Below are 13019 nucleotides of genomic sequence, written 5' to 3' on the forward strand. Positions count from 1 at the left end.
TTATTTTGCCATTACCTTGTCGCATGTCTCATTTTGACTCACGAAATCTTTCCCACTGAATTTACTTTCTAGGAGCAAACGCAGCGTTTGATTGTAAGAGCATACACCCTCCTCAATTTTGTTAACTTATGTTTAACTAAATTAAATAATGTTGTACAATATATTAACAACTATCCAATCTTTTGTAAATAATTTTCTATAAATTTAGAATAGAAATTCTTATCAAAATAATTATTGACAGAAAATGATGAAAGCGTTTAATATTTAATTAAACAATAAACAACATAGTTAAACTATGTTTAACAATTACTATGAGAGGGTGTTTTGCATGAAATTTGGTTTTTTTACTTTGACTGATAATCCCATTGAATACGGTGCTGAAAGGAAAGATCCAAATCAGCTCATTAAAGATGTTGTAGAGCAAGGAGTGTATGCAGAAGAATTAGGTTTTAATTCTGTATGGTTGCCAGAACATCATTTTAGTGTGTTTGGTGTTCTTCCATCTCCTTCCATGGCACTGACATATATTGCAGCGAAAACAAAAAAAGTAAAACTAGCTCCAGCAACAGTCTTATTGCCGGCAAGCCATCCAATTAGAATGGCAGAGGAATATGCGCTTTTAGATTTATTAAGTGATGGAAGAGCCATTTTCTCGGCTGGAAGAGGGTATGACAAGAGGGAATATGACGTATTTCAAGTAGATTTTAATAGAAGTAGAGATATTTTCTTTGAGCAATTAGACATTATTAAAAAAGCATGGACAGAAAAATCTTTTTCATATAATGGAGAGTTTTATCAATTCCCAGAAGTTGAGTTAACGCCAAGACCGGTCCAAGATCCACATCCACCAATTTATGTAGCTGCATTTAGTCGACCATCTATAGAAAAAGCTGCAGAAATGGGGGAAAATGTTATATTTGCACCATTTGCAGCTACGATGGTTTTTGGTAGTGTACAAAATGCTGTAAATGAGTTTAAAAAATTATCTGAATCGAAAGGTTTTAAAGGAAAACAAGCACGTTGTTCATATTTCTTAAATGTAGTAGAAAGCGAAAAAGAAGTAGAGGAAACGAAACAAAGAATGCTGAAATATTTCAATGGATTAGTACCTGCTTTCCCTTCTGATCCGAGCACGGCACCTCCGCATATTCGTTATTTTGTTGATATAGTTTATAAACTTAAGAACATGAAAACATCTGATTTGAGTGAGCAAAGCATTATTGTTGGCGATGCAGAATACTGCGTGGAAGTGTTGAAAAAAGTGGAGGCTGCAGGAATAGAAGAAGTTATTATTTATTTTGATTTTGGAGGTCTATCACACAAAGAAACTTTAAAATCGATGGAGCGATTCTCAAAATATGTAATGCCGCACTTCCAAGATTCAAATATCTCAATTTCCGCTCGGTGATTAATGAAGTAAGAGGGGGCAGTTCCGCAGAAATGTCACCCTCTTTCATTTGAAACAGTCATATTATAATTCTAGTTTCAGGCCATATATACGTGAGGCAAGATAAGCAGGAAAGATGAAAATATGATCCAATGATTTTTTTATTAGTAATATCGTCATTCTTTCACAAAAAAATTTTGAAGGGTGATGATGTTTTTGAATATTGAAAATGCTATACTTGAATATTTAAAAGCACATCCGGGAGCAAGTGCACAAAAAATGCTAAAAAACTTAAATGCAGCAATTAATACCAGATCTACACAAATAAAACAGGATACTTTGCAAACAATCGTTTTTAAAAAACTTAGAGTTTTAAAGAGGAAACAAAAAGTCTTAAATAAAGGAAATTCTTGGTATATATGCAATTAAAATAGCAACTGTATTGTGAAATATTTATTGGTGTAAAGGGGAAAGAATTATGCTGAAAACCGATAAACAACTTTTATTTAAAGAAGTGATGGGAAATTATCCTACGGGTGTAACGATTGTTACGACGACGTCTGAAGATGGAAAGCCCGTTGGACTAACGGTTAACTCATTTGCTTCTGTATCGTTAGATCCTCTAATGGTGCTTTGGTGTATTGATCATAAAGTTTCGTCTTTTAATGATTTTATTAAAAGCGGACAGTTTGCGGTTCACATACTTGCTGGTGAACAGCAGGAGCTATGCAAAACTTTTGCGAGCAAAGGAGTGGATCGCTTTAGCAAATGTCATTGGGCTTTTTCTGACAATAAGTTGCCGATTATTGAAGGAACTTTTGCTGTTTTACAGTGCAAAACATACAAAACTGTAGAAGCTGGAGACCACACTATTTTAATAGGAGAAGTACAGGAAATTCAAATCGATAGCAATAAAGACCCAATGTTGTACCATCGTAGACATTTTGCTTCCATACCGCCGGAGTTTTACACAACTAAAAATTAATGGTTAAGCTTGTAGACGGGAGGAATTCAATAAGTCTACAAGCTTTTTGTTTTTAAGAAAATGTGATCAGCGAACCAATACATTTTAAAGTAATCGTTTTATGTGCAAAGATGTTTCTACAAAAAATTTGAAGATTAAAATAAAATTCAATAAACTCTCCATTTTCCTGAAGTATCGTCAAGAATTTTATGTGCGTTTTGCGTGTGATTATAGTTATTTTATTAACAATCATCACATTAGTTAGGAACCATTCTTTTCTCTAGCCGCAATGCGAGAAAACCTCAGCCTTTTTTTTTCATTATATTTCCTATGTATGAATAAAATGTTTGTTGGAGAAAGATAAGATCCTTTCCGTTAGAAGGAGGAGTTTCTCTTAAAAACTAGGTGGAAAGGCAAGTTAGATGCAAAAAGGACTCTCTTCCTGTATTGTGATAAGTGCACAAATCACACACAAGGAGGAAAGAGAGAAAAGAGAGAACTATGTAGGAGTTTATCACAGGTGGGCAAACATTAAAAGAGATCGAAATGGAATTATAAGATTTTTTCAGTAATCTGAGATTATTGATATGATAAAAGATATAGAAGCGCACTTTAAATAAGGTCGATCAAAATTCCTTATGGTAATATAGATAACAAAAAGTGGAGAATGAGGGGAAACTATATGGAGATGGAAAAAAAGGGAATAAAATCAATTGAGGTAGGATTTTCTATAGTTAAAGCTGTATCCCGTTCCGACGAACCATTAACTATTACAGAGTTATCTAAAATATGCAATATGCCAAAAAGCCAAATTTATCGTTATCTTGTAAGTTTATGCAGAATTGGTTTTTTTAAAAAAAGGTTCTGACTTACGATATGCCCTTGGAGATGAACTCATTTCGATTGGCATTCGTGCCATGGAAAATGTTGATATACATATTAAGGCTCAGCCGTTTATTAAACAATTAAATAAGACATTAGATGAGACTATTGCGTTAGCTATTTGGATTGAAAATGAGGGGCCGATTTTTATCAGTTGGGAAGAAAGCAGCAAACTAATTAAAATTAATGTTCGAGTCGGATCGATCGTTCCTCTAACGACTAGTGCAACTGGAAATATTTTTGCTGCTTTTTATCCAGAAACTAAAACAAAAGATTTAATTGATCGTGAGCTTTCCAAAAATCAAATGAATCAAAAGCAATTAGAGGAAACACTATCAACAATAAAAAAAGAAGGATATGCTTATACTCAATCGTATTTGCCTGGAATCACAGCTATTTCTGCCCCAATTTTCGGACCAAATAAAGAGCTCGTCGCAGCATTAACTGTGATTGGTCTATCCGGTGTTATAGATATATCTGAAAATTCTATATACACCAAGGAATTATTGAAGACAGCAAAAGAAATTTCCCGTGAACTAGGTTATTAAGCTTTAATTTGAAATAAGCTCCATTCGACTTAGAAAACATTGCAGGGTCATGATTTGAAAATATGAATCAGATATGCCTAACTAAAATGTAATCTAATTTTAGATCAACATGTTGAAAAGAATATGAAGCTGTATGATTTTAAGGTTCAAGCTGATTTCCTCCCCTCTCCATTGAATTTTAGGAAAGGGGTTATTTGTTTTTCAATAAAGAGCTTAGATGTTTTTATGTGAAGCGCTTCGATTAACAGCACCTTGTAAGCCAGATTACCTGTGGATTTTTCTCTGAAGCGGCAAAGACAACAGCGTGATCCGTGACCGAACCCCAGGAATAATTGATATTGTGTTGTTTCCCTTACAAGTTGTAAATAAATTGGCAGCCCCTCTTTTACAAACCTTTTTAAAAAAACATATAATATGTTTATACAGTTCTAAATTTTCCAAAGGGTATGGCAAAAATGGGGATTTGGTTAAAGTAAGCGTCTGCACTGCAAGGACTGAAACAAATCACATAACTCTTTTTTTCGCTTTGTATCAAATTTTAAAGTCGGGGGTTTTAAGCGGTTTATTTGGTTCGTCAAAACAAAGGGGGAGTAAAAATATGGAGCTTCGCAAGCAAAATTATGAAATCATCCCGATTATCGTCGATGTTCCGTCTAATTTAAGAACGATCAACTTTTTTTTAGTGAAAGCAAAAGAATCCCTTGCTTTAATAGATGCTGGTTTGGATTATGAGGCTTGTTGGAATGCATTGTTGGAAACGCTGCAAAAAAACGGGTTGGCTTTGCATGACTTAACCGAAATCATTTTAACTCACAACCATATAGATCATGTCGGATTAGTGAATCGAATCATTGCGGATCACCCCATTCAAGTTTATGCCCACAAAAATGCGATCCCGCGCTTAAAGAGAGACCGCCAATTTCTTGAGATGAGGGTGGAGTTTTTTTCTAAATTATATGAGGAAATGGGATGTCATGAAGCAGGGAGAAAGCAGGTCGATTATTTAAAAGAATCGATTGTGAAAAACAGAAAACTTGCTATCCAAGCGGAGATCATTCCAGTCGAGAGCAGCCATTTGGATTTTCAAATTGTCGAGGTGCCCGGACATGCTCCGGATCAAATTGCGCTGTATGATCCAAAGCATCGTTGGATGATTTCAGGTGATTTGCTGATTCAGCATATATCCAGCAACGCACTTGTCGAACCCGATTCTTTTGGACGGCGGATGCCGACTTTACTCCAGCATAAACATTCTTTAGAGAAAGTTTCGGATTTGCCTCTCGATCTCGTATTTCCGGGACACGGCGTATTCATTCAAGACCCGAAAGATTTAATAAATAAAAGATTAAAAGGGATTGAGAAAAAAGCAGAAAAAATTATGAATCTCATTTTAAACGGGGTAACAACCGCGAGCGGTCTAGCCCAAGCCTATTATGGAAATAAGTATTCGGAGCAGTTTTCGCTTGTGATGTCTGAAATTATAGGACATCTAGATTATTTAGAATTCAACGGAAAAATTAGAAAGGAGATGGAAAAAGGAGTTTGGCATTATTCCATTAATAAAGAATAATAGAAGGTTTTTGATTGGCTGTTGACGATGAAAATTTTTTCTTGTATTTCGCAAGCTGCAAAAGTAACAAAGTTTCATTGTTTGCAAGCATGATACTAATTATTGAGGTATGAGGAATGATGGGAAGAAAAAGGAGAAAAGATGCACCTTTAATTAAAAATATTGCAGAGCACAAGGAGTGGCAGAAAAAAGATCGTACTCGGACATCTCTTACTCTTTTGCAGAATCAGGAAAAAATCCGCCAAAACACGAAGTTTTATTATGATCCAGAAAAAGATAAAAAAGATATAGAGCATTATTACAAAAATGTCATCGGAAAAGAAATCAAGGGGCTGAACCTATTTTACCATTATCATAATCTAGTGAAAAAAACACATAAAAATCAGCTGCCGTATTTTATATGCAAAGATCATTATTTGTATACGTGGGTCGATTTGCAGCCGGATGGAACAGTGAAAAGCATCTATTCTGGCGAAAAAAGCGATCCTAGCCGAATCATACAAGAAGATTTCGAAATAATTCAAAAAAGATATGAGCAATTTCAAGCTCTTTTAGAAATAGTCAGCAAAAAGGACATTTCTTTATTGAAAAAGATGAAAAGCATTGACTTGCGTTTAAAATATAATACAGAACATATTGTTCCGCAGTCTTGGTTTCATGCACGGGAACCGATGAAAAGCGATTTGCATCATTTATTTGTTTGTCATCCGGAGTGCAATGTCAAACGATCCAATTATCCTTTTCATGATTTTTCTTTTTATCAGCCGGAATCGCCAAAAGAAAAAATCCGCAATCGCTGCGGAGTTGTCAAAGACGGCCGATTCGAACCGGAACATGGCAAAGGTACTGTTGCGAGAGCAATGATGTATTTTTTATTGCGATACCCGAATGAAATAAAAAAAAGCAGCCTTAAACAAATTAATCTTTCTTTACTGATTCACTGGCATGAATCGTTTCCCGTTTCCATCTATGAAAAGCATCGGAACCAATCGATTTATTATATACAGGGAAACCGCAATCCTTTTATAGACTTTCAAGAGTTAGCGTATAAAATAAAGTTTCCGTTTCATATTGGATCATGTGGCGTCAAGGAATCGTGAAATCATAGACTATAGGAGCATACTTAGAGCACCTCGTTTTGCAAAATAATCACAAGAAGAGCCGTTCTTTCGAAATACCGATTGTAAAGCTCCTGATTTTTCCTGCTTAACTCTGAGCTAAAATTTCAAGATGCTCTTTCCATACAAGATGACGGTCAATGGCAGCTTGCGGTCAGAAACATTTCGGATTTTGTTTGTCTCTGTTTATTTGCAACCTGCTGATCCGTAATGGTTGCTGGTCGGCGATTTATAATGAAGAACAGACGAATGTTCGTTCGTTTGAAAAATTGGCTATATTTCTGTCATTCAGAACTCCCTAGTTTCGAGAAAAACAAGGGAGTTTTTGTTGCATATGCTTATAATGATTGACTTTTTCCCTTAGGCAACGCTTCACTATCTGCTTGCTCTTGTTTGTTCGTAACTAAAGTACGATCATTGATATTATATTTGAAATACGTTACTTTTGATTTTGTCACATCATAAGTGTGAACACCAGAATTCGGACCGAAAGAACAAAGACACATGGTTAATTCCCCCTTGTAAATGCATGAACGGCTTCGCGCTGAATTTCTGATAATCTTCTGCTGAGCTCATCTGATTCACTGCTTCGAAGATTTTGTTCTAATTGCTTTAACAAGTTCATTATTTGATCAACAGATTGTTGATCATGACCACTTCCATTCTTCGGATTACTAATGTTATTGGCATTGTTCATATCTCGGAGCACTTTATAAGGCTCGCGGTTTAACAGAAGACTAGTCACATCAGGTCGTGAATAATGTCCGGTGGCATCGTGCCAATGTGCCATATCAGCAATTAATTTCATATCAACTTCAGCGTACAAAATACCTTCCTTTCCTTTTAAAGGACCGGATAATATCGAACCACCGGGTGCGATAATCGCCGTCCAGCCCCCTCCAGGCTTTATCCACTCTTTTTGATAATCAGTCTGTGTTAACTTTTCCACATTGTCCTTGTCGACTGTACTTTGACAATTGATAACAAAACATCCGCCTACTTGAGCATGATAACGCGCAGATAGTTCAGTAGACATATCAAATAATGTATCCCAACCCGTTATACTTGAAAATCCTACCCATACGGCACAATGCAGCTGGGAGCGTTGTGCGATAAGGGAATGACGTACCAAATCCATAGTATGCTCCCAGCAGACCAGCCCGCTCATTCGTCCCAGCTCTGTGTCATAAACATTTAGATAACTTCCATCTCCCATGCCCCAATGAACACGCTCAACATGAGTCGGCATCAATTTCCTGTGTTTGCCAAAAATTTCCCCTTTATTATCAATAAATAAAATTGTGTTATAGCATGTTTTTCCGTCGCGCTCTGAAATACCAATAACGACATGTATATTATGTTTTCGTGCAGCTTCACATAAAGCATCAGTTGTTTTACTAGGTACTTCTACAGAATTGAGAAACCATTCCTTAAATAGTTCATGATACCACATTGGTGTTCCTAACCAGATGTGATACGGATAGCCAGGAATATAAGACTCAGGCAATACAACTAATTGAGCCCCTTGTTTCGCCGATTCTTCAATTAGCGAAATAGCTTTTTCCAAGCATTTTTCCCTGTCATATAAAATCGAAGAGGCTTGTACGGCAGCAACCGTGAATTTCTCATTTGAAAAATCGCTCATCAGCTAATCCCACCCCATAGAATTTTTAATTATAAGAATAATTAGAATATACAGTAAATTTTATTTGAGTTCAATAAAAAAATTACGTTTTTTATACGAATGAATAATAAGAATTTGTATTATGATTTCATACATCTTTCCTTAATTTATGATAAAATATGAATTTTTTATAATTATATTTTAAAATTTAGATAAAATTTTAAATATTTTCCATTATGTTTCTTTTATGAAATTATAAATAACATTATGTAATTGTGTTAGTATATTAGCTGATTCCTAACAAGACGGTTAAGAAGAGCTCGTACATCCAAGGACATTCGATTTTACAGTAAGTGTCAAACGAATCCCATCTTATCTTTTCCGGATAGACAGGTTTTTCGTCGCTGTTGATTACAAGCGACTGGGCAAGATCTTTGACCTTGTACTTCTTTATATTCTAAATCCTTGTTGGGAAGTCTATAGATAAATTAAATAAGTAATTGGATTTGAATCCATTTACTTGATGCAGCATCCATTTCGGACTGCCTTAATGCCTGAAAATGAGATTTATCAGAAGGAGGATGTCATTCGTTCAGAAGGTGTCCTTAATATTTGATAATAACGAGAACAGATCAGTTCATCCCAAAATTGTAAAGCGAAAATTCAAAAAAAGGAATGAAAGCGTAATCAATTTTAGGAAAAGTGGCCTAAAATTGTGCTTAGAAAGGAGGTACAAATGCTACTAGACATTCGAAGCAATTGTCTTTTGAAAGAAGTAATCAAAAATCCAAACATTAGTAGCAATGAACTTGCTCAAAAATTCAACTTGAGCAAGAGACAGATCAATTATAGTTTTTCCAAGATCAATGATTGGCTTTATGAACAAAATTTCCCTCAGATTGAAAGGACAAATCACGGCTATTTTGTTGTAGATCCGAGTTTACTAAAAGTATTGAGTGAAAAGGAAAATACTCAATCAGTCGATTTTTATGATTTATCGAAACTGCAGCGCGTCCATTTCATTATATTGATGATTTTAACGAGAATGGATGCCTTATCGTTGGCTCATTTCACATCTGAACTAAAAGTAAGCAAGAATACCGTTATTGACGATTTGAAAAAAGTAAAGGATATTGTCGAACAACACGGCCTTGAATACAAGTATTCAAGAAAATATGGATACGTCATTGAGGGAGACGAATTTCAATGCCGGAAACTGTTAATCTCTATCACGAACAGCATCTGGACAGCAGATCAAGGAAAAGAAAAGATCATTCAGATTTCGCAATTATCTGTAGATGAGTTAGAGGAATTTAAAAATCGCCTCGAAAAAGTGGAGGCATCGTTAAATCTGAAATTTACAGACGAAAAACTTGAGTTAATGCCTTATATTTTAATTTTTATTTTAAGAAGAATACGGAAAGGCCATCATATCGGTTCTTTTAACCTTAATTATAATGAGATTTCCGGCACAAAAGAATACTTGGCAACGGAAGAACTTTTGCATGATTTTCCAAATGTTTCAGAGGAAGAACGGCTCTTTATTACTCTGAACTTGCTGACAACGAATGTTTATTGGTCTAAAGAGGAGATTGATAAAGAAATTCCTGAATTAAAAAGCGCGCTAAGTCAAGTGATCGACAACTTTGAAAAAAATACGTTCATTTTTTTGAAGGATAAAGAGCAGCTTCTTCAAAAGCTCGTCCTTCATATGAAGCCCGCCTATTTTCGAATTAAATACAATTTAACTGATACAAATGATGTTCTTGATGATATCAATAAAAATTTCAAGGAATTGCATCATCTTGTTAAAAAATCGGTTAAACCGCTGGAAGATTTAATCGGTTCAGCTATTCCGGAAAGTGAGATTGCTTATTTAACAATTTTAATCGGCGGGTGGCTTTCCAGGCAGGGCGACAATATTAGCCAAAGAATGAAAGCCATAGTTGTCTGCCCAAAAGGAATATCAGTTTCCAGATTGATGTATGGGACGCTAAGAGAACTGTTTCCTGAATTTATTTTTCTTGATTCATTGTCTGTGCGCGAATTCCAACAATATGAAATGGATTATGACATTGTCTTTTCTCCAGTTTATTTGAAAACAAATAAAAAGTTCTTCCTTGTAGATCATTTTATTGGTGCTGAAGAAAAAAGACGATTGCGAAAAGAAGTGATGTCTGACTTATATGGGTTTGTACCTGAAGTAATAAATGTTGAAGAATTAATGGGAATTATTGAAAAGCATGCTGTCATTAAAAATAAAAAAGAGCTTTACAATGCGATTCAAAGCTATATTCACCAAGGCTCTAACAACAAGTTAGAAAATCATTCTATTAAAAATCCGAATTTATGCGATTTAATTACTCCTTCAACGATGATATTCCGCCATTCGGTTCGTAGTTGGGAAGAAGCGATTAAACTGGCGGCACAGCCTTTGCTTAAGGATAAAAGCATTAAAGAACAATATGTTGAAGCAATGATCAGACATTGCCAATCAGATCCTTATTTTGTCATCAGTGAACATGTAGCTATTCCACATGCTTCACCTGATGAAGGAGTAAATCGTTTATCGATGAGCTTATTGAAATTGCGAAAAGGAGTAGCCTTTGAAAACTATCAGTCCATTAAGTTAATCATTGTGATTGCAGCTTTAGATAAAGATCAACATTTAAAAGCATTCATGCAATTAATGAATTTAGTGAGAAATGAACAGGATTTGAATAAAGTATTGAACGCACAAAGCATGAAAGACTTACATGAAGTTCTGAAATTATATGCACAAGAATAAAAGCTCTTTTATTAATGGAGTAGGTGATATACCAGTGATTGATTTGCATTTTGATGAATCTTTGATTTTTTGCGACTTAAAAGCGAAGGATCAGGAAGAAGTTTTGAAAGTAATGGGAAACCATCTTTACGAAAAAAACTTTGTAAAAGAGAGTTTTATAGATGCAATTATTGAGAGGGAAAAAACCTTTCCGACCGGTCTCCCAACTTCCAGTAATATATCTGTCGCCATTCCCCATACGGATTCCGTTCATGTCAATAAAAAGGCGATCAGCTTGGCGATACTAAAAGACGCTGTTGAGTTTGGAATCATGGGGGAGCAGGAGGCAAAAACTCCGGTAAAAATTGTGTTTTTATTAGCGATCGACAAGCAAAATTCTCATTTGAAAATTTTGCAAAAACTGATAAGCATCTTTCAAAACGAGGATGTCATCAAGTTTTTAACAACAGAAAAAAATAAAACATTAATCAAAACAAAAATTATAGAATGTTTAGATTTAAAGGAGATGAATTGAAATGAAGAAAAAACAAGTATTAGTCGCATGTGGTGCTGGAATTGCTACTTCAACTATTGTCAATGATGCGGTGCAACAGCTTTGCAAAGAACATAACATTGAATGTGAAATTATTCAAATAAAAATTACAGAAGTTGGTTCTTATGTGGACACGGCTGACTTATTAATTAGTACAACAATTGTACAGCAGGAGTACCCGTTCCCGGTTATTAATGCACGCGCTTTCTTAACAGGCATTGGACTGGATGAAGTGAAAAAAGAAATTTTGGAAGCGCTGAAAAATTAAACAAACGTTTGATTATTTTGGTAGGGGTTTAAGGAGGGGAAAAATATGCAAGGTTTTGTTGATGCGATACGAGCATTTTTAGATTTAGGTGCAACAGTTATTTTGCCCGTGGCGATTTTTATACTAGGGTTAATTTTCGGACAAAAACCCGGAAAAGCCTTTCGGGCCGGTTTGACGATTGGTGTTGCATTCGTAGGGATTTTCTTAGTAGTTGATCTTTTAGTCAATAATCTAGGGCCGGCAGCTCAAGGAATGGTTGATCGATTTGGAATCGAACTGAATGTTATTGATGTAGGTTGGCCGGCTGCTGCATCGATTTCTTGGGCCTCCCCAATCGCAGCCTTTATCATTCCTCTCGGATTGTTAGTAAATGTTTTGATGCTTGTGACAAAAACGACAAAAACAATGAATGTAGATATTTGGAATTTTTGGCATTACACTTTTACCGGTGCAATTGTATATACGTTATCAGGCAGTATTATTCAAGGCTTAATTGCCGCGGTATTATTCCAAATTGCTTGCTTGAAAATTGCAGATTGGACAGCTCCGATGCTTGATAAATATTTCGGGCTTCCGGGAATTTCTGTTGCAACGGGAAGCACGGTTTCATACGCAGTTCTTGGTATCCCATTGATCCAATTGATTCAAAAAATACCAGGTCTTAAAAATTTAAATGCTGATCCGGAAACGATTCAAAAAAGATTTGGGATCTTTGGTGAACCGATCTTTATGGGGCTAATTTTAGGTGTCGCATTAGGATTATTGGCTGGATATTCTGTCGGAGATACGATCGAAATCGGGATGTCTATGGCAGCAGTTATGGTGTTAATGCCGAGAATGGTGAAAATTTTAATGGAAGGTTTAATGCCGATTTCTGAATCAGCTAGAGAACTGCTTCAAAAGAAATTCGGCGCACAAAATATTTATATCGGGCTAGATGCTGCCGTTGCAATTGGTCACCCGTCCGTAATTTCAACAGCTCTTATTTTAGTACCGATCACAGTAGCAATCGCCATTATTTTACCTGGAAATAACGTTCTTCCGTTTGGGGACTTAGCTACCATTCCTTTCATTGTTGCATTTATTGTCGGTGCTGCAAGAGGAAACATTGTTCATTCGGTAATCGTTGGTACGTTGTTAATCGCCCTGTCACTGTACATGGCGACAGATTTGGCGGCGCTCCATACTGAGATGGCTGTAGAATCTAAATTTAACATGCCTGAAGGAGCGAGCAAAATCTCTAGTATCGACCAAGGTGGAAATCTGATCAATTACGTCATCTATAGAATTTTTGCGCTATTCAATTAATAGTCTCCAATATTGCAGCTTGCTGGAGGG

At 35.6% G+C, this 13019-nt stretch carries 13 protein-coding genes; 11 read left to right on the forward strand and 2 right to left on the reverse strand.

Annotated features, from left to right (window positions below):
* Nucleotides 1–328: 328 nt before the first annotated feature.
* From ACVIJU_RS03515 to ACVIJU_RS03545, 7 genes are all read left to right on the forward strand, one after another.
* A complete protein-coding gene (locus ACVIJU_RS03515; protein ID WP_456687256.1) occupies nt 329–1408 on the forward strand; it encodes an LLM class flavin-dependent oxidoreductase in 1080 nt (359 codons plus the stop codon).
* 195 nt (nt 1409–1603) lie between these two features.
* Complete coding sequence (locus ACVIJU_RS03520) at nt 1604–1816, forward strand: hypothetical protein (protein ID WP_144597393.1); 213 nt, start codon at nt 1604–1606, stop codon at nt 1814–1816.
* A 49-nt stretch (nt 1817–1865) separates the two neighbouring features.
* Entirely contained in the window at nt 1866–2372 is a 507-nt protein-coding gene (locus ACVIJU_RS03525; protein ID WP_063388873.1) for a flavin reductase family protein, read from the forward strand.
* Nucleotides 2373–3039: 667 nt separating this feature from the next.
* Nucleotides 3040–3219: a helix-turn-helix domain-containing protein gene (locus ACVIJU_RS03530; protein WP_456687913.1), complete on the forward strand. Its 180-nt coding sequence runs from the start codon at nt 3040–3042 to the stop codon at nt 3217–3219.
* Nucleotides 3194–3781, forward strand: a complete 588-nt coding sequence (locus tag ACVIJU_RS03535) for an IclR family transcriptional regulator (protein ID WP_456687257.1) — start codon at nt 3194–3196, stop codon at nt 3779–3781. Before ACVIJU_RS03530 ends, ACVIJU_RS03535 begins: the two co-directional genes overlap by 26 nt.
* Before the next feature lie 598 nt (nt 3782–4379).
* Nucleotides 4380–5351 (forward strand): MBL fold metallo-hydrolase, encoded by a 972-nt coding sequence (locus tag ACVIJU_RS03540; RefSeq protein WP_456687258.1) that lies wholly within the window; start codon nt 4380–4382, stop codon nt 5349–5351.
* 116 nt (nt 5352–5467) lie between these two features.
* Nucleotides 5468–6451, forward strand: a complete 984-nt coding sequence (locus tag ACVIJU_RS03545) for an endonuclease I family protein (protein WP_327856623.1) — start codon at nt 5468–5470, stop codon at nt 6449–6451.
* Between the two features lie 356 nt (nt 6452–6807).
* Here ACVIJU_RS03545 and ACVIJU_RS03550 read toward each other — a convergent pair whose 3' ends face one another.
* Nucleotides 6808–6975 carry a hypothetical protein gene (locus ACVIJU_RS03550; RefSeq protein WP_157727840.1) on the reverse strand — a complete coding sequence of 56 codons (168 nt, stop codon included), beginning with the start codon at nt 6973–6975 and terminating at the stop codon, nt 6808–6810.
* A 2-nt stretch (nt 6976–6977) separates the two neighbouring features.
* Complete coding sequence (locus tag ACVIJU_RS03555; RefSeq protein WP_456687259.1) at nt 6978–8114, reverse strand: carbon-nitrogen hydrolase family protein; 1137 nt, start codon at nt 8112–8114, stop codon at nt 6978–6980.
* 715 nt (nt 8115–8829) lie between these two features.
* Here ACVIJU_RS03555 and ACVIJU_RS03560 point away from each other — a divergent pair.
* Genes ACVIJU_RS03560 through ACVIJU_RS03575 form a run of 4 tightly spaced genes read left to right on the forward strand, consistent with a single transcriptional unit; the run spans nt 8830 to nt 12989 of the window.
* Nucleotides 8830–10881 carry a BglG family transcription antiterminator gene (locus tag ACVIJU_RS03560; RefSeq protein ID WP_130157678.1) on the forward strand — a complete coding sequence of 684 codons (2052 nt, stop codon included), beginning with the start codon at nt 8830–8832 and terminating at the stop codon, nt 10879–10881.
* Nucleotides 10882–10915: 34 nt separating this feature from the next.
* Nucleotides 10916–11395, forward strand: a complete 480-nt coding sequence (locus ACVIJU_RS03565; RefSeq protein WP_082829602.1) for a PTS sugar transporter subunit IIA — start codon at nt 10916–10918, stop codon at nt 11393–11395.
* Between the two features lies 1 nt (nt 11396).
* Nucleotides 11397–11681 carry a PTS sugar transporter subunit IIB gene (locus tag ACVIJU_RS03570; protein WP_063388867.1) on the forward strand — a complete coding sequence of 95 codons (285 nt, stop codon included), beginning with the start codon at nt 11397–11399 and terminating at the stop codon, nt 11679–11681.
* A 45-nt stretch (nt 11682–11726) separates the two neighbouring features.
* Complete coding sequence (locus tag ACVIJU_RS03575; RefSeq protein ID WP_063388866.1) at nt 11727–12989, forward strand: PTS galactitol transporter subunit IIC; 1263 nt, start codon at nt 11727–11729, stop codon at nt 12987–12989.
* The last annotated feature ends 30 nt before the right edge of the window (nt 12990–13019 follow it).

Source organism: Aeribacillus sp. SP014 (assembly GCF_054055575.1).